The sequence below is a fragment of the Streptomyces sp. NPDC093591 genome (genome assembly GCF_044764885.1).
In the GTDB taxonomy this organism is placed as follows: domain Bacteria; phylum Actinomycetota; class Actinomycetes; order Streptomycetales; family Streptomycetaceae; genus Streptomyces.
The window spans coordinates 253355-271831 of record NZ_JBIWIY010000015.1; the positions used below are offsets into that span (position 1 = coordinate 253355).

Annotated in this window: 29 protein-coding genes; 28 read left to right on the forward strand and 1 reads right to left on the reverse strand. The window is 66.7% G+C overall.

The features are described from left to right. The first annotated feature begins 19 nt into the window (after positions 1-19). The 27 genes from ACIREI_RS30180 (at position 20) to ACIREI_RS30310 (ending at position 16728) form a co-directional block, all read left to right on the forward strand. Entirely contained in the window at positions 20-1561 is a 1542-nt protein-coding gene (locus ACIREI_RS30180; RefSeq protein WP_403339359.1) for a fibronectin type III domain-containing protein, read from the forward strand. Then, a complete protein-coding gene (locus ACIREI_RS30185; RefSeq protein ID WP_403339361.1) occupies positions 1558-2046 on the forward strand; it encodes an adenylyltransferase/cytidyltransferase family protein in 489 nt (162 codons plus the stop codon). Before ACIREI_RS30180 ends, ACIREI_RS30185 begins: the two co-directional genes overlap by 4 nt. Before the next feature lie 561 nt (positions 2047-2607). Then, on the forward strand, positions 2608-2994 hold the full coding sequence (locus tag ACIREI_RS30190) for a hypothetical protein (RefSeq protein WP_403339364.1): 387 nt from the start codon (positions 2608-2610) through the stop codon (positions 2992-2994). 405 nt (positions 2995-3399) lie between these two features. Beyond that, positions 3400-3708 carry a 30S ribosomal protein S10 gene (gene rpsJ, locus ACIREI_RS30195; protein WP_003948644.1) on the forward strand — a complete coding sequence of 103 codons (309 nt, stop codon included), beginning with the start codon at positions 3400-3402 and terminating at the stop codon, positions 3706-3708. Between the two features lie 17 nt (positions 3709-3725). Continuing rightward, positions 3726-4370, forward strand: a complete 645-nt coding sequence (gene rplC, locus ACIREI_RS30200) for a 50S ribosomal protein L3 (RefSeq protein ID WP_003998832.1) — start codon at positions 3726-3728, stop codon at positions 4368-4370. A gap of 8 nt (positions 4371-4378) precedes the next feature. Further along, on the forward strand, positions 4379-5035 hold the full coding sequence (rplD, locus tag ACIREI_RS30205; protein WP_403339367.1) for a 50S ribosomal protein L4: 657 nt from the start codon (positions 4379-4381) through the stop codon (positions 5033-5035). Then, entirely contained in the window at positions 5035-5454 is a 420-nt protein-coding gene (gene rplW, locus ACIREI_RS30210; protein WP_403339369.1) for a 50S ribosomal protein L23, read from the forward strand. The genes rplD and rplW overlap by 1 nt, the downstream gene beginning before the upstream one ends. A gap of 40 nt (positions 5455-5494) precedes the next feature. Then, entirely contained in the window at positions 5495-6331 is an 837-nt protein-coding gene (gene rplB, locus ACIREI_RS30215; RefSeq protein WP_030046376.1) for a 50S ribosomal protein L2, read from the forward strand. A 12-nt stretch (positions 6332-6343) separates the two neighbouring features. Continuing rightward, positions 6344-6625, forward strand: a complete 282-nt coding sequence (gene rpsS, locus ACIREI_RS30220; RefSeq protein WP_019753092.1) for a 30S ribosomal protein S19 — start codon at positions 6344-6346, stop codon at positions 6623-6625. A gap of 44 nt (positions 6626-6669) precedes the next feature. After that, positions 6670-7017 carry a 50S ribosomal protein L22 gene (gene rplV / locus ACIREI_RS30225; protein WP_019753093.1) on the forward strand — a complete coding sequence of 116 codons (348 nt, stop codon included), beginning with the start codon at positions 6670-6672 and terminating at the stop codon, positions 7015-7017. Then, positions 7017-7838: a 30S ribosomal protein S3 gene (gene rpsC, locus ACIREI_RS30230; protein WP_014674374.1), complete on the forward strand. Its 822-nt coding sequence runs from the start codon at positions 7017-7019 to the stop codon at positions 7836-7838. Before rplV ends, rpsC begins: the two co-directional genes overlap by 1 nt. A 5-nt stretch (positions 7839-7843) precedes the next feature. Continuing rightward, the gene (gene rplP / locus ACIREI_RS30235; protein ID WP_004927269.1) at positions 7844-8263 is read left to right on the forward strand and encodes a 50S ribosomal protein L16; all 420 of its coding nucleotides are present in this window, start codon (positions 7844-7846) and stop codon (positions 8261-8263) included. Continuing rightward, the gene (rpmC, locus tag ACIREI_RS30240; protein ID WP_003974259.1) at positions 8263-8487 is read left to right on the forward strand and encodes a 50S ribosomal protein L29; all 225 of its coding nucleotides are present in this window, start codon (positions 8263-8265) and stop codon (positions 8485-8487) included. Before rplP ends, rpmC begins: the two co-directional genes overlap by 1 nt. After that, complete coding sequence (gene rpsQ, locus ACIREI_RS30245; RefSeq protein ID WP_003992363.1) at positions 8487-8774, forward strand: 30S ribosomal protein S17; 288 nt, start codon at positions 8487-8489, stop codon at positions 8772-8774. Before rpmC ends, rpsQ begins: the two co-directional genes overlap by 1 nt. A 180-nt stretch (positions 8775-8954) precedes the next feature. Further along, positions 8955-9323: a 50S ribosomal protein L14 gene (gene rplN / locus ACIREI_RS30250; protein WP_003998823.1), complete on the forward strand. Its 369-nt coding sequence runs from the start codon at positions 8955-8957 to the stop codon at positions 9321-9323. 2 nt (positions 9324-9325) lie between these two features. Then, a complete protein-coding gene (gene rplX / locus ACIREI_RS30255; RefSeq protein ID WP_062151337.1) occupies positions 9326-9649 on the forward strand; it encodes a 50S ribosomal protein L24 in 324 nt (107 codons plus the stop codon). After that, the gene (rplE, locus tag ACIREI_RS30260; RefSeq protein ID WP_019753095.1) at positions 9649-10206 is read left to right on the forward strand and encodes a 50S ribosomal protein L5; all 558 of its coding nucleotides are present in this window, start codon (positions 9649-9651) and stop codon (positions 10204-10206) included. Before rplX ends, rplE begins: the two co-directional genes overlap by 1 nt. A gap of 5 nt (positions 10207-10211) precedes the next feature. Further along, positions 10212-10397, forward strand: coding sequence for a type Z 30S ribosomal protein S14 (locus ACIREI_RS30265; protein ID WP_003948630.1), 186 nt, complete (start codon positions 10212-10214; stop codon positions 10395-10397). 213 nt (positions 10398-10610) lie between these two features. Continuing rightward, complete coding sequence (gene rpsH, locus ACIREI_RS30270) at positions 10611-11009, forward strand: 30S ribosomal protein S8 (protein WP_015658459.1); 399 nt, start codon at positions 10611-10613, stop codon at positions 11007-11009. A gap of 24 nt (positions 11010-11033) precedes the next feature. Beyond that, complete coding sequence (rplF, locus tag ACIREI_RS30275; protein WP_062664035.1) at positions 11034-11573, forward strand: 50S ribosomal protein L6; 540 nt, start codon at positions 11034-11036, stop codon at positions 11571-11573. Positions 11574-11576: 3 nt separating this feature from the next. Then, positions 11577-11960, forward strand: coding sequence for a 50S ribosomal protein L18 (gene rplR, locus ACIREI_RS30280; protein ID WP_007494754.1), 384 nt, complete (start codon positions 11577-11579; stop codon positions 11958-11960). 38 nt (positions 11961-11998) lie between these two features. After that, entirely contained in the window at positions 11999-12604 is a 606-nt protein-coding gene (gene rpsE / locus ACIREI_RS30285) for a 30S ribosomal protein S5 (protein ID WP_009190144.1), read from the forward strand. Positions 12605-12606: 2 nt separating this feature from the next. Then, positions 12607-12789, forward strand: coding sequence for a 50S ribosomal protein L30 (gene rpmD / locus ACIREI_RS30290; RefSeq protein ID WP_003974250.1), 183 nt, complete (start codon positions 12607-12609; stop codon positions 12787-12789). 2 nt (positions 12790-12791) lie between these two features. Continuing rightward, positions 12792-13247: a 50S ribosomal protein L15 gene (rplO, locus tag ACIREI_RS30295; RefSeq protein WP_031477826.1), complete on the forward strand. Its 456-nt coding sequence runs from the start codon at positions 12792-12794 to the stop codon at positions 13245-13247. A gap of 245 nt (positions 13248-13492) precedes the next feature. After that, positions 13493-14806 (forward strand): preprotein translocase subunit SecY, encoded by a 1314-nt coding sequence (secY, locus tag ACIREI_RS30300; RefSeq protein WP_403339378.1) that lies wholly within the window; start codon positions 13493-13495, stop codon positions 14804-14806. Further along, entirely contained in the window at positions 14806-15456 is a 651-nt protein-coding gene (locus ACIREI_RS30305) for an adenylate kinase (RefSeq protein WP_403339381.1), read from the forward strand. Before secY ends, ACIREI_RS30305 begins: the two co-directional genes overlap by 1 nt. A gap of 84 nt (positions 15457-15540) precedes the next feature. Then, positions 15541-16728: a hypothetical protein gene (locus ACIREI_RS30310; RefSeq protein ID WP_403339384.1), complete on the forward strand. Its 1188-nt coding sequence runs from the start codon at positions 15541-15543 to the stop codon at positions 16726-16728. A gap of 184 nt (positions 16729-16912) precedes the next feature. Here the strand turns inward: ACIREI_RS30310 and ACIREI_RS30315 are convergent, their stop codons facing one another. Next, positions 16913-17299 (reverse strand): hypothetical protein, encoded by a 387-nt coding sequence (locus tag ACIREI_RS30315; RefSeq protein ID WP_403339386.1) that lies wholly within the window; start codon positions 17297-17299, stop codon positions 16913-16915. Between the two features lie 293 nt (positions 17300-17592). Between ACIREI_RS30315 and map the strand changes: the two genes are divergently transcribed. Beyond that, positions 17593-18429 carry a type I methionyl aminopeptidase gene (gene map, locus ACIREI_RS30320; protein ID WP_403339389.1) on the forward strand — a complete coding sequence of 279 codons (837 nt, stop codon included), beginning with the start codon at positions 17593-17595 and terminating at the stop codon, positions 18427-18429. Positions 18430-18477 lie beyond the last annotated feature (48 nt).

Consider the following 18477-nt stretch of genomic DNA (forward strand, 5'->3'; position numbering starts at 1 on the left):
CTGCAACCAGGGATGTTCCATGCGCCTGAGAAAAAGCACGAAGAGAGGGCTCACCACGGCTTCGGCCGTGGCCCTCCTCGCGGCTGCCTCGCTCATCACCGCGTCGAGCTCAGCAGCCGACGGCGACGAAAAGACCCTGACCGCCGACCGTTTGGCGACCTGGCAGACCGACGGCATCGTCTGGTCGATCGAGTACGCGGACGGTGTCGTGTACGTCGGCGGGACCTTCGACAAGGTCCGTCCTCCGGGCGCCAAGCGCGGCCAGCGGGAGGTCGCACGCAAGAACTTCGCCGCGTTCGACGCCGCCACCGGCAAGCTGCTGCCGTGCGCCCGGTCCTTCTCCGGCGCCGGTGACACCGTACGGGCGCTGAAGGCTTCCCCCGACGGCGAGGTGCTCTACGTCGGTGGCTCGTTCCGCAAGGTCGGCAAGGCCGCCGCCTCCAGCGCGGTCGCGCTCAACACGGCCGACTGCTCGCTGCGCAGGGACTTCCGTCCGCACATGTCGTCGTTCGTGCGGGCGATCGAGGTCACGGACAGCGCGGTCTACCTGGGCGGCGACTTCACGGTCGTCAACGGGCAGAAGAGGCAGCGCATCGCGGCGCTCACACCCGATGGTTCGCTGCTGCCGTTCAAGGCACAGATCGACGCTCCCGTACGGGCCATCCTCGCCGCACCCGAATTCGGCAAGCTCATCGTCGGCGGCGACTTCCTCGAGGTCAACGACGAGTTCGAGTTCAAGCTCGTCGCCCTGCGCCCCGCCACGGGCACGACGGTGACCTCGTATCCGAGCTGGCTGCCGGCGAGATCCAAGGTGAAGGCGCTGGTACGCGACGCGACCAACTTCTACGTGGCGGCCGAGGGCAAGGGAACCGGCATCTTCGACGGCCGCATCGCCGGCCGCCTGGGCAATGGCGACATGGTCTGGAAGGACACCTGCCTGGGCGCCACCCAGGCCCTCGCCGTGCACAACGGTGTTCTCTACAGCGGGTCCCACGCCCACAACTGCAGGGACACCCCTGGCGGATTCCCCGAGTACAACCAGCGCCAGCACTTCCTGGCCCAGTCGGTCCGTGACCGGCACATCCTGCACTGGTTCCCCGACACGGACGGCGGGACCGGCGAGGGCAACGGCCCCCGTGCGCTGAAGATGGCCGGTGAAGTCCTCTGGGCGGGCGGCGAGTTCACCGAGGTCAACGGCAGAGGGCAGCAGAGTCTGGTCCGCTTCTCGGCCGGCCGCGACCGCGGAGCCCCGGAGGAGCCGCCCCAGCTCGAGGCCTCGACGTCGGCCGCCGGGAAGGTCACGCTCAGGTGGCGTGCCGCATGGGACCGGGACGACGCGGAGCTGAAGTACCTGATCTACCGGGACGGCAGCCTCGTGGCCTCACCGACGCAGCGGTCCACGGAGTGGAACCGCCCGACGATGACGCACACCGACTCCGTCACCCCCGGCTCCCGCCACCGCTACCGGATCGCCGTCAGCGACGGCGACAACACCTCGCCCAGGTCGAAAGCGCTCGTAGTCACCGCGGCCGCCGACGGACCTCCGAAGGAACAGCGTTGACAGGCGGACGTCTCGGCTACGCGCCAGGGGTCTTCGACCTCTTCCATGTGGGCCATCTGAACATCCTGCGCCGGGCGCGCGGGCACTGCGACCGGCTCATCGCCGGTGTCTGCTCGGACGACCTGGTGGTGCGCCTGAAGGGCAGGCCGCCCGTCGTCCCGCTCTCCGAGCGGCTGCAGATCGTTCAGAGCGTGCGCTATGTGGACGAGACGTTCGTCGCGACCGTGGACGACAAGATCGGGATCTGGAAGGAAGTCGGATTCGACGTCATCTTCAAAGGTGACGACTGGCTGGGCACGGATGTCTGGACGGCTCTCGAATCCGAGTTCGCGAGGGTGGGGGTGAAGGTCGTCTACTTCCCCTACACCGTGCACACCTCGAGCACCCTGCTACGGGAGGCGCTCCGCCTCCTCGGTGAGCAGAACCCCACCGGGTCGGCTTCGGGACAGCTCGCGGGGCCGCGTCCGAGCGGACAAGGCAGCTGACACAGGCCCATTGCCCTGGTACTGGAGTGGCCGACGGGTCCGCTGAGGCGGATCCGTCGGCCCGGCAGACACGACCCTCCGACATCGAGGCACGACTGCGCGCAGTGGGGGAGGAGCGCCACCATTACCTCCACCTGTTCGGCGCCCGGATACACATCGGCGACCTCAGCCCCGAGGAACTGCGCCGCATACAGCACCACGACGGGTCCCAGACGGGCGAGGGCGGCATCGAGCGCCGACTGCGGCTCGGCGAGGCGGCCGACCTGCACCGCGAGACGCTGCTGCGCGCCGACTCCGTGCTGCCGGGCGTACGGCTGGCGGTCGACGGATACGTCACCTGCTGCCGGCCGCGCTCACCGCTCGACCTGGGCCCGAAGCCGGGACGAGCAGGCACGTGCCGTGGCCACGCTGCGCTTCGAGCGCGGCCCGTCCTGACTCCCGCCCTCGTGCGGCGGCACGACCCCGTACACGACGCCGACCTGCTGCTCCTCCAGGAGAGCGTCGCTGTCCTGACGGGCTCGGCCGCAGCGGTCGTCGGCCTGTGCGACGGGTACCCGCAGCGTGCGCGAGATCGTCGACGACCTGGCCGAACGTTTTCCCGGCGCGCCGGCGGCCACCGACGTCCCGCCGTTCCTGGAGCGGCTGCGCGAGGAGGGCCGGTTCCGATGGCCTCCGCCGACGCATCGCCCGCCCGCCCCCGGGCCCCTGCTGGCCGAACGCACTCACGCCTGCCCGCTCCACTGCGGCTACGGCTCCTGCCCCCTTGAACTGACGCGCCGCACTTCGGCGGCTGCACTCACCGGCGACGCCGCCCGTACGGATCCCGCATGCCGGTTCTCCCCGGACCACGCGGTCATCCGGGCGCTGGCGGACGACGGCGCGGACGCCACCGCTCCGGTCAGGCGGCGCGCACCCGGCCGATCCCGGGACACGGCCGCCCGGGTTTGACCTACGTCACCCTCGGGGTATTCTCTCCGGCTCGATTGGCCAGCCCCCTGCCCCATATGGCAGACTGTCCGAGTTGCTCGGTCGAGTGTTGATGCTGCGCGCCTCCCGCCGGGAGGACTGGAAGCGAGTCCCACAGTACTCGTCGCCCTAACTGCCGTAAGGCAGCGCTGGGGCGGACGTACGGGAATCTTTCGGGAAGTGTCAGTGCGGCACCGGCCAGGCACCCGGTGGGCCTCCTCGCCCCCGGCTTGCGGTTCCGGAAGGGCCGTGCTCCCCGGCAAGGGATGTTCGAACAAGGGACATCTGTGTCAGCGAGAGCGCGACACGCCCGACCGCGTGGGTCGGAGGAGAGGGACAGGAACACCAGGTTCCAGAGCGTTAGAGAGACAGGACTACTGAGTAGCCATGGCGGGACAGAAGATCCGCATCCGGCTCAAGGCCTACGACCACGAGGTCATCGACTCCTCGGCGAAGAAGATCGTCGAGACGGTGACCCGCACTGGTGCGTCGGTCGCGGGCCCGGTGCCGCTGCCCACTGAGAAGAACGTGTACTGCGTCATCAAGTCGCCGCACAAGTACAAGGACTCGCGCGAGCACTTCGAGATGCGCACGCACAAGCGCCTGATCGACATCCTCGACCCCACCCCCAAGACCGTTGACTCTCTGATGCGACTCGACCTTCCGGCCGGTGTCGACATCGAGATCAAGCTCTGAGGGTCGGTGATCTGAGAATGGCTAAGCAGATCAAGGGCATCCTGGGCGAGAAGCTCGGCATGACGCAGGTGTGGGACGAGAACAACCGTGTTGTTCCGGTCACCGTCGTCAAGGCCGGCCCCAACGTCGTCACCCAGGTGCGTACCAACGACGTCGACGGCTACGAGTCCGTCCAGCTCGCCTTCGGCGAGATCGACCCGCGCAAGGTGAACAAGCCCCTCAAGGGCCACTTCGCGAAGGCCGACGTCACCCCCCGTCGTCACCTCGTCGAGATCCGCACCGCGGACGCCTCCGAGTACACGCTGGGCCAGGAAGTCACCGCCGAGGTGTTCGAGGCCGGCGTGAAGGTCGACGTGACCGGCAAGAGCAAGGGCAAGGGCTTCGCCGGTGTCATGAAGCGCCACAACTTCCGTGGCCTCGGCGCCGGACACGGTACCCAGCGCAAGCACCGCTCTCCCGGTTCCATCGGTGGCTGCGCCACCCCGGGCCGCGTGTTCAAGGGCCTCCGCATGGCGGGTCGCATGGGCAACGAGCGGGTCACCACCCAGAACCTGACCGTCCACGCCGTTGACGCGGAGAAGGGTCTGCTGCTCATCAAGGGCGCGGTTCCCGGTCCGAACGGCGGCCTCGTCCTGGTCCGCACCGCGGCCAAGGGGGCCTGAGGTAACCGATGAGCACTGTTGACATCCTTTCGCCGGCGGGCGACAAGGCCGGTACCGTCGAGCTCCCCGCGGAGATCTTCGACGTAGAGAAGATCAGCGTTCCGCTGCTTCACCAGGTCGTCGTCGCGCAGCTGGCCGCTGCCCGTCAGGGCACGCACAAGACCAAGACCCGTGGCGAAGTCCGTGGTGGTGGCAAGAAGCCTTACCGCCAGAAGGGCACCGGTCGCGCCCGTCAGGGTTCGACCCGCGCGCCGCAGTTCGCCGGTGGTGGCGTCGTGCACGGTCCCGTGCCGCGTGACTACTCGCAGCGGACCCCGAAGAAGATGAAGGCCGCGGCCCTGCGCCACGCCCTCACCGACCGGGCCCGCAACAACCGCATCCACGTCGTCTCCGGCGTGATCGAGGGCGACAACCCGTCCACGAAGGCCGCGAAGAGCCTGTTCGGCAAGATCTCGGAGCGCAAGAACCTGCTCCTGGTCGTCGAGCGCGCCGACGAGGCCGCGTGGCTGTCCGCCCGCAACCTGCCCCAGGTCCACATCCTGGAGCCGGGCCAGCTGAACACGTACGACGTTCTCGTCTCGGACGACGTGGTCTTCACCCAGGCCGCGTTCGAGTCCTTCGTGTCGGGCCCGAAGGCCAATGACACCGAAGGGAGCGAGGCCTGATGGCTATCCGTCACCCCGCCATTGCCTCGAAGGCCGCGAAGAAGGCCAAGGCGGCTCGCGTCGCCAAGGCGCGTCGCCACGCCGCCGAGGGCAAGAACACCGTCGTCACCCCGGTCAGCAAGGCGTTCACGGACCCCCGTGACGTGCTGCTGAAGCCGGTCGTGTCCGAGAAGAGCTACGCGCTCCTCGACGAGAACAAGTACACGTTCATCGTCGCGCCGGGCTCCAACAAGACCCAGATCAAGCAGGCCGTCGAGACGGTCTTCGAGGTCAAGGTCACCGGGGTCAACACGATCAACCGCCAGGGCAAGCGCAAGCGGACCCGCACGGGCTTCGGCCAGCGCGCGTCCACCAAGCGCGCGATCGTGACCCTCGCTGAGGGCGACCGTATCGACATCTTCGGCGGTCCGACCGCCTAAGGGCGGTCCGGATCGTCCGATATCGGACGAGGACTGAGAAATGGGAATCCGCAAGTACAAGCCGACTACGCCGGGCCGTCGTGGCTCCAGCGTCGCCGACTTCGTCGAGGTCACGCGGTCCACGCCGGAGAAGTCGTTGGTCCGCCCCCTGCACAGCAAGGGTGGCCGTAACAACTCCGGTCGTGTGACCGTCCGCCACCAGGGCGGTGGCCACAAGCGCGCCTACCGCGTGATCGACTTCCGTCGTCACGACAAGGACGGCGTGCCGGCGAAGGTCGCGCACATCGAGTACGACCCCAACCGCACCGCGCGCATCGCGCTGCTGCACTACGCCGACGGCGAGAAGCGCTACATCCTCGCCCCGCGCAACCTGCAGCAGGGTGACCGCGTCGAGAACGGTCCCGGGGCCGACATCAAGCCGGGCAACAACCTGGCCCTGCGCAACATCCCGGTCGGTACCACGATCCACGCGATCGAGCTCCGTCCCGGTGGCGGCGCCAAGTTCGCCCGCTCCGCCGGTGCCTCCGTGCAGCTGCTCGCGAAGGAGGGCCAGATGGCCCACCTGCGCATGCCCTCCGGTGAGATCCGCCTGGTCGACGTGCGCTGCCGCGCCACCGTCGGCGAGGTCGGCAACGCCGAGCAGAGCAACATCAACTGGGGTAAGGCCGGCCGTAAGCGCTGGCTGGGCGTTCGCCCGACCGTTCGCGGTGTGGCGATGAACCCGGTTGACCACCCGCACGGTGGTGGTGAGGGCAAGACCTCCGGTGGTCGCCACCCGGTCTCCCCGTGGGGTCAGAAGGAGGGTCGTACTCGTTCGCCGAAGAAGGCTTCGAACAAGTACATCGTCCGCCGCCGCAAGACGAACAAGAAGCGCTAGGAGCGGGTTTAGATGCCGCGCAGTCTCAAGAAGGGGCCCTTCGTCGACGACCACCTGATCAAGAAGGTGGAAGCCCAGAACGAAGCCGGCACCAAGAACGTCATCAAGACCTGGTCCCGTCGCTCCATGATCGTGCCGGCCATGCTCGGCCACACGCTCGCGGTGCACAACGGCAAGACCCACATCCCGGTGTTCGTCACCGAGTCGATGGTCGGCCACAAGCTCGGCGAGTTCTCGCCGACGCGCACCTTCCGGGGCCACGTCAAGGACGACCGGAAGTCGAAGCGCCGCTAGTAGCGGATCGCATTCAGACACGTAAGTAACTGAGAGGGACAACCATGGAAGCCAGGGCCCAGGCGCGGTACATCCGCGTTACGCCCATGAAGGCCCGCCGCGTGGTGGACCTTATCCGTGGCATGGATGCCACGGAGGCTCAGGCTGTTCTGCGATTCGCTCCGCAGGCAGCCTCCGTGCCCGTCGGCAAGGTGCTCGACAGCGCCATCGCCAACGCCGCGCACAACTACGACCACCCGGACGCCTCCTCGCTGTTCATCAGCGAGGCGTACGTCGACGAGGGCCCGACCCTGAAGCGGTTCCGTCCGCGTGCCCAGGGCCGTGCCTACCGGATCCGCAAGCGGACCAGCCACATCACCGTGGTCGTCGCCAGCAAGGAAGGAACCCGGTAATGGGCCAGAAGGTTAACCCGCATGGGTTCCGGCTCGGTGTCACCACGGACTTCAAGTCCCGGTGGTACGCCGACAAGCTGTACAAGGACTACGTCAAGGAAGACGTCGCCATCCGTCGGATGATGACGTCCGGCATGGAGCGCGCCGGTATCTCGAAGGTTGAGATCGAGCGCACCCGTGACCGCGTGCGGGTGGACATCCACACCGCTCGTCCGGGCATCGTCATCGGCCGCCGTGGCGCCGAGGCCGACCGCATCCGCGGTGACCTCGAGAAGCTCACGGGCAAGCAGGTCCAGCTGAACATCCTCGAGGTCAAGAACCCCGAGACCGACGCTCAGCTGGTTGCTCAGGCCGTTGCCGAGCAGCTCTCCTCCCGCGTCTCCTTCCGCCGCGCCATGCGTAAGAGCATGCAGTCGGCGATGAAGGCCGGCGCCAAGGGCATCAAGATCCAGTGCGGTGGCCGCCTCGGTGGCGCCGAGATGTCCCGCTCGGAGTTCTACCGCGAGGGCCGTGTGCCCCTGCACACGCTCCGCGCGAACGTGGACTACGGCTTCTTCGAGGCCAAGACGACCTTCGGCCGCATCGGTGTGAAGGTCTGGATCTACAAGGGCGACGTCAAGAACATCGCCGAGGTCCGCGCCGAGAACGCTGCGGCCCGTGCGGGTAACCGCCCGGCCCGTGGTGGTGCCGACCGCCCGGCCCGTGGTGGCCGTGGTGGCGAGCGGCGCGGTCGCAAGCCGCAGCAGGCTGCCGGCGCCGAGGCCCCCAAGGCCGAGGCTCCCGCCGCCGCTCCGGCTGAGAGCACCGGAACGGAGGCCTGACCGTCATGCTGATCCCCCGTAGGGTCAAGCACCGCAAGCAGCACCACCCGAAGCGCCGTGGTCAGGCCAAGGGCGGTACGACGGTTGCGTTCGGCGAGTACGGCATCCAGGCCCTCACGCCGGCGTACGTGACCAACCGCCAGATCGAGGCGGCCCGTATCGCGATGACCCGCCACATCAAGCGTGGCGGCAAGGTCTGGATCAACATCTACCCGGACCGCCCGCTGACGAAGAAGCCTGCTGAGACCCGCATGGGTTCCGGTAAGGGTTCTCCGGAGTGGTGGATCGCGAACGTGCACCCGGGCCGGGTCATGTTCGAGCTGTCCTACCCCAACGAGAAGATCGCCCGTGAGGCGCTGACTCGTGCGGCCCACAAGCTGCCGATGAAGTGCCGGATCGTCAAGCGCGAGGCAGGTGAAGCGTGATGTCGGCCGGTACCAAGGCGTCCGAGCTGCGCGAGCTGGGCAACGAGGAGCTTCTTGCGAAGCTTCGCGAGGCCAAGGAAGAGCTGTTCAACCTCCGCTTCCAGGCGGCGACCGGTCAGCTCGAGAACCACGGTCGGCTGAAGGCCGTCCGTAAGGACATCGCGCGGATCTACACCCTGATGCGTGAGCGCGAGCTGGGCATCGAGACGGTGGAGAGCGCCTGATGAGTGAGAGCAACGTGACTGAGCAGACTGCAGAGGCGCGCGGCTTCCGCAAGACCCGTGAGGGTCTCGTCGTCAGCGACAAGATGGACAAGACCGTCGTCGTCGCCGTCGAGGACCGCGTCAAGCACGCGCTGTACGGCAAGGTCATCCGCCGTACGAACAAGCTCAAGGCGCACGACGAGCAGAACGCCGCGGGTGTCGGCGACCGCGTCCTCCTCATGGAGACCCGGCCGCTGTCCGCGACGAAGCGCTGGCGCGTCGTCGAGATCCTCGAGAAGGCGAAGTAATCAAGCGGGGGTTCGCCCCCGCTGACCCCCGCCGGGGCTCCGGCCCCGGCGGACAGGGTTCTTCCCTTTCAGAGGCGCAAGTAATTCCTGCGGGGCACATCCGCAGGACGGTTCCGCCAGGCTCGCAGGTTCGGCCCGATGAGGTCCCTGCGGGAACCGGCAGACAAACAGGAGATAGACGTGATCCAGCAGGAGTCGCGACTGCGTGTCGCCGACAACACTGGTGCGAAGGAAATCCTTTGCATCCGTGTGCTCGGTGGCTCCGGTCGCCGCTACGCGGGCATCGGTGACGTCATCGTCGCCACCGTCAAGGACGCGATCCCCGGTGGCAACGTGAAGAAGGGTGACGTCGTCAAGGCGGTCATCGTTCGCACCGTCAAGGAGCGCCGCCGTCCGGACGGCTCGTACATCCGCTTCGACGAGAACGCCGCCGTCATTCTGAAGAACGACGGCGACCCTCGCGGCACCCGCATCTTCGGCCCGGTCGGGCGTGAGCTGCGCGAGAAGAAGTTCATGAAGATCATCTCGCTGGCTCCGGAGGTGCTGTAAGCATGAAGATCAAGAAGGGCGACCTGGTCCAGGTCATCACCGGCAAGGACAAGGGCAAGCAGGGCAAGGTCATTGCCGCTTACCCGCGCGACGAGCGTGTCCTGGTCGAGGGTGTCAACCGGGTCAAGAAGCACACCAAGGCCGGGCCGACCGCCAAGGGCTCGCAGGCCGGCGGCATCGTCACGACCGAGGCGCCGATCCACGTCTCCAACGTCCAGCTGGTCGTTGAGAAGGACGGCAACAAGGTCGTCACGCGTGTCGGCTACCGCTTCGACGAAGAGGGCAACAAGATCCGCGTTGCCAAGCGGACGGGTGAGGACATCTGATGGCTACCACCACCACTCCGCGTCTGAAGCAGAAGTACCGCGAGGAGATCGCGGGCAAGCTGCGTGACGAGTTCAAGTACGAGAACGTCATGCAGGTTCCCGGCCTCGTCAAGATCGTGGTCAACATGGGTGTGGGCGACGCCGCCCGCGACTCCAAGCTGATCGAGGGCGCCATCCGCGACCTCACCACGATCACCGGTCAGAAGCCGGCCGTCACCAAGGCCCGCAAGTCCATCGCGCAGTTCAAGCTGCGTGAGGGCCAGCCGATCGGTGCCCACGTCACGCTCCGTGGCGACCGCATGTGGGAGTTCCTGGACCGCACCCTGTCGCTCGCGCTGCCGCGCATCCGCGACTTCCGTGGTCTGTCCCCCAAGCAGTTCGACGGCCGTGGCAACTACACCTTCGGTCTCACGGAGCAGGTCATGTTCCACGAGATCGACCAGGACAAGATCGACCGCGTCCGGGGTATGGACATCACCGTGGTGACCACGGCGACCAACGACGCTGAGGGCCGTGCGCTCCTTCGTCACCTCGGCTTCCCCTTCAAGGAGGCGTGAGCGAGATGGCGAAGAAGGCTCTGATCGCGAAGGCTGCTCGCAAGCCCAAGTTCGGCGTGCGTGGCTACACGCGCTGCCAGCGCTGCGGCCGTCCCCACTCCGTGTACCGCAAGTTCGGCCTGTGCCGCGTGTGCCTTCGTGAGATGGCTCACCGTGGCGAGCTGCCGGGCGTGACCAAGAGCTCCTGGTAATCCCACCTTTTAGGGATTCCCGAAGCTCTCGGTAAGCAATGGGCGTGTCAGGCGCCCTCCTCTCCATGGCTTAGGCTTGGAGGGTTGGGCGCCTGATGGCCGCCCGTACGACTTACTACGCCGTAGGTCCACCGCACCGCACCCGCCTCGTCTCGGATCGAGGAGAGGGATGGGCACCTGGAAACCCCGGCGAGAGAGGCCGAAGGCCAATTCATGACCATGACTGATCCGATCGCAGACATGCTTACGCGTCTGCGGAACGCGAACTCGGCGTACCACGACACCGTGGCGATGCCGCACTCGAAGATCAAGTCGCACATCGCGGAGATCCTCCAGCAGGAGGGCTTCATCACGGGCTGGAAGGTCGAGGACGCCGAGGTCGGCAAGAACCTCGTCCTTGAGCTGAAGTTCGGCCCGAACCGTGAGCGCTCCATCGCGGGCATCAAGCGGATCTCCAAGCCCGGTCTCCGGGTGTACGCGAAGTCCACCAACCTGCCGAAGGTGCTCGGCGGCCTCGGCGTGGCGATCATCTCCACGTCTCACGGGCTCCTCACCGACAAGCAGGCCGGCAAGAAGGGCGTAGGCGGAGAAGTTCTCGCCTACGTCTGGTAGCAGAAGGGAACGGAGGAAACAGCTATGTCGCGCATCGGCAAGCTCCCCATCGCGGTTCCCGCCGGCGTGGACGTCACCATCGACGGCCGTACGGTCAAGGTCAAGGGCCCCAAGGGCGAGCTGACCCACACCGTCTCGGCGCCGATCGAGGTCGCCAAGGGCGAAGACGGCACCCTGTCGGTGACCCGCCCGAACGACGAGCGTCAGAACAAGGCCCTGCACGGCCTGTCCCGCACGCTGGTGGCGAACATGATCACCGGCGTGACCCAGGGTTACGTGAAGAAGCTCGAGATCAGCGGTGTCGGTTACCGAGTGACGGCCAAGGGTTCGAACCTCGAGTTCGCTCTCGGCTACAGCCACCCGATCACCGTCGAGGCCCCCGAGGGCATCACCTTCAAGGTCGAGGCGCCCACGCGTTTCTCGGTCGAGGGCATCGACAAGCAGAAGGTCGGCGAGGTTGCGGCCAACATCCGCAAGCTGCGCAAGCCCGACCCGTACAAGGCCAAGGGCGTCAAGTACGAGGGCGAAGTCATCCGCCGCAAGGTCGGAAAGGCGGGTAAGTAAGCCATGGCATACGGACAGAAGATCCTCAAGGGCGACGCCTACAAGCGCGCCGCGATCAAGCGCCGCCACATCCGGATCCGTAAGCACATCAACGGAACGGCGGAGCGTCCGCGTCTGGTCGTTACCCGCTCGAACCGCCACATCGTGGCCCAGGTGATCGACGACATCAAGGGTCACACCCTTGCGTCGGCGTCCACCCTGGACACCTCGATCCGCGGTGGCGAGGGCGACAAGTCCGCGCAGGCCAAGCAGGTCGGCGCCCTGGTCGCCGAGCGTGCCAAGGCCGCCGGTGTCGAGGCCGTCGTATTCGACCGTGGTGGTAACCAGTACGCCGGGCGCATTGCCGCTCTGGCGGACGCCGCCCGCGAAGCCGGCTTGAAGTTCTGAGCCGTTCGTAGCTAGCGGAAAAGAGAGAGGTAAATCCAATGGCTGGACCCCAGCGCCGCGGTGGCGGTGCCGGTGGCGGCGAGCGGCGGGACCGGAAGGGCCGTGACGGCGGCGCAGCTGCCGCCGAGAAGACCGCGTACGTTGAGCGCGTTGTCGCGATCAACCGCGTCGCCAAGGTTGTGAAGGGTGGTCGTCGCTTCAGCTTCACCGCGCTGGTCGTGGTGGGCGACGGTGACGGCACCGTGGGTGTCGGTTACGGCAAGGCCAAGGAGGTGCCGGCCGCCATCGCCAAGGGTGTTGAGGAGGCCAAGAAGCACTTCTTCAAGGTCCCCCGTATCCAGGGCACCATCCCGCACCCCATCCAGGGTGAGAAGGCTGCCGGCGTCGTCCTGCTCAAGCCCGCGTCCCCCGGTACCGGTGTTATCGCCGGTGGTCCGGTGCGTGCCGTGCTCGAGTGCGCCGGTATCCACGACGTGCTGTCGAAGTCGCTCGGCTCCGACAACGCCATCAACATCGTGCACGCGACCGTGGAGGCCCTGAAGGGCCTGCAGCGTCCCGAGGAGATCGCGGCCCGCCGTGGTCTGCCGCTCGAGGACGTCGCCCCCGCGGCTCTTCTCCGTGCGCGTGCCGGGGCGGGTGCGTAATCATGGCGCAGCTCAAGATTACGCAGGTCAAGTCCTACATCGGCAGCAAGCAGAACCACCGTGACACCCTGCGCTCCCTTGGTCTCAAGGGCATCAACACGCAGGTCGTCAAGGAGGACCGCCCCGAGTTCCGCGGCATGGTGCACACCGTCCGCCACCTCGTGACGGTCGAGGAGGTCGACTGATCATGGCGGAGCAGAACCCGCTCAAGATCCACAACCTCCGTCCCGCCCCGGGCGCCAAGACCGCCAAGACCCGTGTCGGTCGTGGTGAGGCGTCGAAGGGTAAGACGGCCGGTCGTGGTACCAAGGGTACGAAGGCCCGTTACCAGGTTCCGGAGCGCTTCGAGGGTGGCCAGATGCCCCTCCACATGCGTCTTCCGAAGCTGAAGGGCTTCAAGAACCCGTTCAAGACCGAGTACCAGGTCGTGAACCTCGACAAGCTGGCGTCGCTGTACCCCGAGGGTGGCGAGGTCACCGTCGAGGGTCTGGTCGCCAAGGGTGCCGTTCGCAAGAACAGCCTCGTCAAGGTCCTCGGCCAGGGCGAGATCTCCGTGGCGCTGCAGGTGACGGTCGACGCCGTCTCCGGCTCCGCCAAGGAGAAGATCACCGCCGCCGGCGGTACCGTCACCGAGCTCGTCTGAACCCATCAGGCGCCTCGATGACTTGAGCGATCCCGACCGGGGATACCCCACAAATGGGGTATCCCCGGTTGGTCGTTCCAAGGGGGGCGGTCTCGCCGGTAAGGTGGCCTGCACTGCCCACTTTTACGGAGTGCTTCCTGTGGGGCACTCTGAGCGGCAGTTGACCGTTAGCTAAGTCGTTCCTATTAGTCGATCCTCAAGACCGTCACCCTTGACGCAGTAGCGCGGGGGTCGCAGGAGGCACCGTGCTCACCGCGTTCGCCCGGGCGTTCAAGACGCCCGACCTGCGCAAGAAGCTGCTCTTCACGCTCGGCATCATCGTGATCTACCGGATCGGTACACACATTCCGATCCCCGGCGTCGACTACAGGGCCGTTCAGGTCTGCGTCGACCAGGCGAACGCCAATCAGGGCATCTTCGGCCTGGTCAACATGTTCAGTGGCGGCGCTCTGCTTCAGATCACGATCTTCGCGCTCGGCATCATGCCGTACATCACGGCGAGTATCATCCTGCAGCTGCTGACCGTCGTGATCCCGCGCTTGGAAGCCCTCAAGAAGGAGGGCCAGGCCGGCACGGCCAAGATTACGCAGTACACCCGCTATCTGACCGTGGCGCTCGCCATCCTGCAGGGCACCGGCCTGGTGGCCACCGCCCGCAGCGGCTCGCTGTTCCCGAACTGCCAGGTGGCCGGCCAGATCGTGCCCGACCGCTCGATCTTCACCACCATCGTCATGGTCATCACGATGACCGCCGGTACGGCCACCGTCATGTGGCTCGGTGAGCTCATCACCGACCGCGGCATCGGCAACGGCATGTCGATCCTGATGTTCATCTCGATCGCCGCGACCTTCCCGGCGGGGCTGTGGGCCATCAAGACGCAGGGCTCCCTGGCCGGCGGCTGGATCGAGTTCGGCATCGTGTGTGTCATTGGCCTGGTGATGATCGGCCTCGTCGTCTTCGTCGAGCAGGCCCAGCGGCGTATTCCGGTGCAGTACGCGAAGCGCATGATCGGCCGGAGGTCCTACGGCGGCACGTCGACGTACATTCCGCTGAAGGTCAACCAGGCGGGCATCATCCCTGTGATCTTTGCCTCGTCGCTGCTCTATATCCCGGCACTGATCGCGCAGTTCGCCGGTGGCAGCGCCGACTGGAAGAGCTGGATCGAACAGAACCTCGCGAGGCCGAATGCTCCGGTGCACATCACCCTCTACTTCCTCCTGATCGTCTTCTTCGCCTTCTTCTACGTGGCTATCTCGTTCAACCCCGAGGAAGTCGCGGACAACATGAAGAAGTATGGTGGCTTCATCCCGGGCATCCGGGCTGGCCGACCGACCGCTGAGTACCTGTCGTACGTGCTCAACCGGATCACCTGGCCGGGTTCGCTGTATCTGGGGCTGATCGCTCTCGTCCCGACGATGGCGTTGGCTGGTTTCGATGCAGACCAGAACTTCCCGTTTGGCGGGACCAGCATCCTGATCATCGTGGGTGTCGGCCTCGAAACGGTGAAGCAGATCGAGAGCCAGCTCCAGCAGCGCAATTACGAAGGGTTCCTCCGCTGATGCGTATCGTCCTCGTCGGGCCGCCGGGTGCCGGTAAGGGAACGCAGGCCGCGTTCCTCGCCAAGAACCTGTCGATCCCGCACATCTCCACGGGCGACCTGTTCCGCGCGAACATCAGCCAGGGCACAGAGCTCGGGCTGCGTGCGAAGTCCTACATGGACGCGGGACAGCTGGTGCCCGACGAGGTCACCATCGGCATGGCGCGCGACCGTATGCAGCAGCCGGACGCGGCCGGGGGCTTCCTCCTCGACGGCTTCCCGCGGAACGTCGCCCAGGCGGAAGCGCTCGACGTGATGCTGCGTGATGGGGACATGAAGATCGACGCGGTGCTGGACCTGGAGGTCCCCGAGGGGGAGGTCGTCAAGCGGATCGCCGGCCGGCGGATCTGCCGCAACGACTCGGCGCACGTGTTCCACGTCACGTACAACCCGCCCGCAGCGGAGGGCGTGTGCGATGTGTGCGGTGGTGAGCTCTACCAGCGTGATGACGACCGTGAGGACACGGTGCGCCGGCGGCTGGAGGTCTACCACACGCAGACCGAGCCGATCATCGACTACTACAAGGCCCAGGGCCTTGTGACCACGGTCTCCGCGATGGGGAAGGTGGCGGACGTCACGAAGCGGGCCATGTCGGCGCTGACCGGTTCGTAACAGCTTGCAAAGGAAGGCAGCGGCCCCCGGCGGGGGCCGCTGCTTTGCTTCTTGGGGACCCCGAAAGTGCTCTGCCGAGGAGGTATGGCCATCAAGCTCGAACAGGTGCCACGGTCCGACGATTCCACCGAGCGGGAGCAGCCGTCGTGGCTCCGCGGCAGGAGTCGCAGCCTGGCGGTCGCCGCGGTCGCCGTGGTCGCCGCAGTCATCGGGGTGTCGTTGGCCCTGACGGGCGGTGGCCCGGAGGGGCAGTCCGAGGCCTCGGACGTGGTGGCCCGCCCGGACCAGTCCCCGCCGCGCGAGCTGATAGCCGCAGGGCAGGTCGCGGTCTCGGGGTACTACACGACGAAGCTCGTGCAGCAGCCGGGCGGGGATGCGGTGAACGCGCGTGAGTGGAGTCTGCACAACGCCGCGACCAAGCGGTACGAGAAGACCGACTGGGCCTGGCTCGATGTCGCTCCCGGGATGAAGACGGCCGCGGTGCTGGAGGGCGATCTGCCCGTCAACCGTATAGGCCTGATGAATCTGTCGACGGGCAAGGTCCAGCGCTGGATCAAGGTCGACAAGGGCGTTGGCGGTGTGCAGTTCTCGCCGGACGGCGAGCGCCTGGTGGCGACGACGTACAGCCACAACCCGGACGGCCTCTTCCAGGACGCGCCGGTGCGTGTGGCGGGTGGCGATGGTCAGGAGATGCCGGGGCCGAAGCAGAGCCGTACCGGCTTCTATGTCATCGATGTCGACTCCGGCCAGGCGGAATTCAGTGAGCGGCCGGCCAAGAAGGACAGTCTTGCGGCCATGGCCGGCACCGGGCGTCAGGACTTCAGCTGGAGCCGTGACGGCGAGCTGCTGTGGGAGCAGAGGCTCGACCAGCCGGGCAGGAGCTACTACGACGTGAACGGCAGGCTGAAGTCGCTTCCGCAGCAGAAGACTGATCTGATCTTTCCGCCGGTGGCTACGTCCCCGGACGGAAAGCTTGTGACTGGCGGCTTCGCGGGGAGTAAGGACGGCCAGATCGTTTCCGCGGTTCTGGACGCGAAGACCGGCGAGCGGAGCGCAGTCGTACCCGGACAGCAGCTTCTCGCGTGGGCGGACAACACCCACCTCATCGCCTGGCGGTGTGACCCCAGCCAGTGCCAACCCGGCAAGGGGGAGTTCCGCAACCAGCTGGTCCTGGTCAGCCTGGACGGCGACAAGGTGACACCGCTCTCGGGCTTCCGTAAAGCCGAAGTCGACTACGTCGGCCGCTGGAACCCGATCTTCACCAAGCGCTGACCGTGTTAGCGGTCCCAGGCGGATGTGCGCCTGGGACCGGCCACACCAAAAGCTCCGGCCGGTGCAGACGAATCGATTGATCGTCTGCACCGGCCGGAGCTTCTGGGCAGATATACGGCGTGCGCACACCGTCTCACTGTTGAGGTCTCCGTAGAGACCTCAAACCTCTCGGTGCCGAACGGGCCTACTCGTCGAAGTACCAGTTCGAGCGGACGCAGGAGCCGGTGCCGTGCCAGCAGATGGCCAGACCGTGCGAGACGTTGCCGATCATGTCGTAGCCGTTGTCGGACCGGTCGCAGCCGGCGTCTCCGCCGTCGTCTTCCTTGATGACCCAAACCAGGCCGGTGCCAGTGCTGTTGAGTCGCTCCAAGTACCCCGTGACGCCGTAGCCGTCAGCCAGTTCGTCGCAGACCGTGATGTCGTCACCATCGTCCTTGAACGTCACCGTGCCCCGGTTGCCGTACCAGAGGGGCCCCTCGTCGCCGGCCATGGCGGGCGAGGCTGCGGTAAGGCCGATCAGGGTGGCGACGGCGCCGGCCGCGGCTATGCGGGACAGAGTTCTCTTGATCACTTGTACCCCCCGTTTTTGGGACCGTGTATCCGGTCCGGATTGTATGGAGCTGAGTGCTGACACCCGACATCGCCAGGTGGCAACTGCGAGGCTAGAGTGGCTAGTTGGGTTCGTCAACGTGTTTTGTTGCTGAGGGTGCAGGTGTGACTCCGCCACGGTGACCCTGGCCGTCCGACCGGAGGCCGGCCGCGCGAGGCCTGTCCGGGGTGGCCCTCACTCCGGCTTCGGCTCGCATGGACGCGTATCGTGGAGGGGATAGTTTCGTAAACCCGCGGCAGGAGGCGGCAGCCCAGATGGTGCAGATCAAGTCCCCCGAGCAGATCGCCAAGATGCGTGAGGCGGGCCTGGTCGTCGCCGCCATTCACGCGGCCACGCGTGAGGCCGCGGTGCCCGGGGCCAGCACCAAGGACCTGGACGACGTGGCCCGCAAGGTGCTCGCGGAGCACGGCGCCAAGTCGAACTTCCTCGGCTACGGCGGCTTCCCCGCGACGATCTGCACCTCCGTGAACGACGTCGTCGTCCACGGCATCCCGTCCGAGGACGTCGTCCTCAAGGACGGCGACCTCATCTCCATCGACTGCGGCGCGATCATCGACGGCTGGCACGGCGACGCCGCGTACACCGCCTTCGTCGGGTCCGGGCATGCCCCGGAGCTGATCGAGCTCTCCCGGGTGACCGAGGAGTCGATGTGGGCCGGCATCGCGGCCATGAAGCAGGGGAACCGTCTGGTCGACGTCTCCCGTGCCATCGAGACGTACATCCGCCGGCAGCCGAAGCCCGGCGGTGGCAAGTACGGGATCATCGAGGACTACGGCGGCCACGGCATCGGTACCGAGATGCACATGGACCCGCATCTGCTGAACTACGTCGAGCGGAAGCGGGGGAAGGGCCCGAAGCTGGTTCCCGGCTTCTGCCTCGCGATCGAGCCGATGGTGTCCCTGGGCACGCCGAAGACCGAGGTCCTCTCGGACGACTGGACGGTCATCACCACGGACGGCACGTGGTCGTCACACTGGGAGCACTCGGTCGCGCTGACCGAGGAGGGGCCGCTTGTGCTGACGGCTCCCGACGGGGGTAAGGCGAAGTTGGCTGAGCACGGGATCGTTGCCGCGCCGGATCCTCTGGCCTGAATCCGCCCTCTGGTGAGGGTGGCCCGGCTGGATGGCGGCTCCGGGTCG

What these genes read in the sequence shown, in the direction of transcription:
- rpsS (WP_019753092.1), top strand. Translation starts at nt 6,344, where the DNA reads ATGCCGCGCAGTCTCAAGAAGGGGCCCTTCGTCGACGACCACCTGATC.
- rplP (WP_004927269.1), top strand. Translation starts at nt 7,844, where the DNA reads ATGCTGATCCCCCGTAGGGTCAAGCACCGCAAGCAGCACCACCCGAAG.
- ACIREI_RS30265 (WP_003948630.1), top strand. Translation starts at nt 10,212, where the DNA reads ATGGCGAAGAAGGCTCTGATCGCGAAGGCTGCTCGCAAGCCCAAGTTC.
- map (WP_403339389.1), top strand. Translation starts at nt 17,593, where the DNA reads ATGGTGCAGATCAAGTCCCCCGAGCAGATCGCCAAGATGCGTGAGGCG.
- rplR (WP_007494754.1), top strand. Translation starts at nt 11,577, where the DNA reads ATGGCATACGGACAGAAGATCCTCAAGGGCGACGCCTACAAGCGCGCC.
- rplE (WP_019753095.1), top strand. Translation starts at nt 9,649, where the DNA reads ATGGCTACCACCACCACTCCGCGTCTGAAGCAGAAGTACCGCGAGGAG.
- rplV (WP_019753093.1), top strand. Translation starts at nt 6,670, where the DNA reads ATGGAAGCCAGGGCCCAGGCGCGGTACATCCGCGTTACGCCCATGAAG.
- ACIREI_RS30180 (WP_403339359.1), top strand. Translation starts at nt 20, where the DNA reads ATGCGCCTGAGAAAAAGCACGAAGAGAGGGCTCACCACGGCTTCGGCC.
- rplB (WP_030046376.1), top strand. Translation starts at nt 5,495, where the DNA reads ATGGGAATCCGCAAGTACAAGCCGACTACGCCGGGCCGTCGTGGCTCC.
- ACIREI_RS30310 (WP_403339384.1), top strand. Translation starts at nt 15,541, where the DNA reads ATGGCCATCAAGCTCGAACAGGTGCCACGGTCCGACGATTCCACCGAG.
- rplW (WP_403339369.1), top strand. Translation starts at nt 5,035, where the DNA reads ATGGCTATCCGTCACCCCGCCATTGCCTCGAAGGCCGCGAAGAAGGCC.
- rpmD (WP_003974250.1), top strand. Translation starts at nt 12,607, where the DNA reads ATGGCGCAGCTCAAGATTACGCAGGTCAAGTCCTACATCGGCAGCAAG.
- rpmC (WP_003974259.1), top strand. Translation starts at nt 8,263, where the DNA reads ATGTCGGCCGGTACCAAGGCGTCCGAGCTGCGCGAGCTGGGCAACGAG.
- rpsJ (WP_003948644.1), top strand. Translation starts at nt 3,400, where the DNA reads ATGGCGGGACAGAAGATCCGCATCCGGCTCAAGGCCTACGACCACGAG.
- rpsQ (WP_003992363.1), top strand. Translation starts at nt 8,487, where the DNA reads ATGAGTGAGAGCAACGTGACTGAGCAGACTGCAGAGGCGCGCGGCTTC.
- rplO (WP_031477826.1), top strand. Translation starts at nt 12,792, where the DNA reads ATGGCGGAGCAGAACCCGCTCAAGATCCACAACCTCCGTCCCGCCCCG.
- rplC (WP_003998832.1), top strand. Translation starts at nt 3,726, where the DNA reads ATGGCTAAGCAGATCAAGGGCATCCTGGGCGAGAAGCTCGGCATGACG.
- rpsC (WP_014674374.1), top strand. Translation starts at nt 7,017, where the DNA reads ATGGGCCAGAAGGTTAACCCGCATGGGTTCCGGCTCGGTGTCACCACG.
- rplF (WP_062664035.1), top strand. Translation starts at nt 11,034, where the DNA reads ATGTCGCGCATCGGCAAGCTCCCCATCGCGGTTCCCGCCGGCGTGGAC.
- rplD (WP_403339367.1), top strand. Translation starts at nt 4,379, where the DNA reads ATGAGCACTGTTGACATCCTTTCGCCGGCGGGCGACAAGGCCGGTACC.
- rpsE (WP_009190144.1), top strand. Translation starts at nt 11,999, where the DNA reads ATGGCTGGACCCCAGCGCCGCGGTGGCGGTGCCGGTGGCGGCGAGCGG.
- ACIREI_RS30305 (WP_403339381.1), top strand. Translation starts at nt 14,806, where the DNA reads ATGCGTATCGTCCTCGTCGGGCCGCCGGGTGCCGGTAAGGGAACGCAG.
- rpsH (WP_015658459.1), top strand. Translation starts at nt 10,611, where the DNA reads ATGACCATGACTGATCCGATCGCAGACATGCTTACGCGTCTGCGGAAC.
- rplX (WP_062151337.1), top strand. Translation starts at nt 9,326, where the DNA reads ATGAAGATCAAGAAGGGCGACCTGGTCCAGGTCATCACCGGCAAGGAC.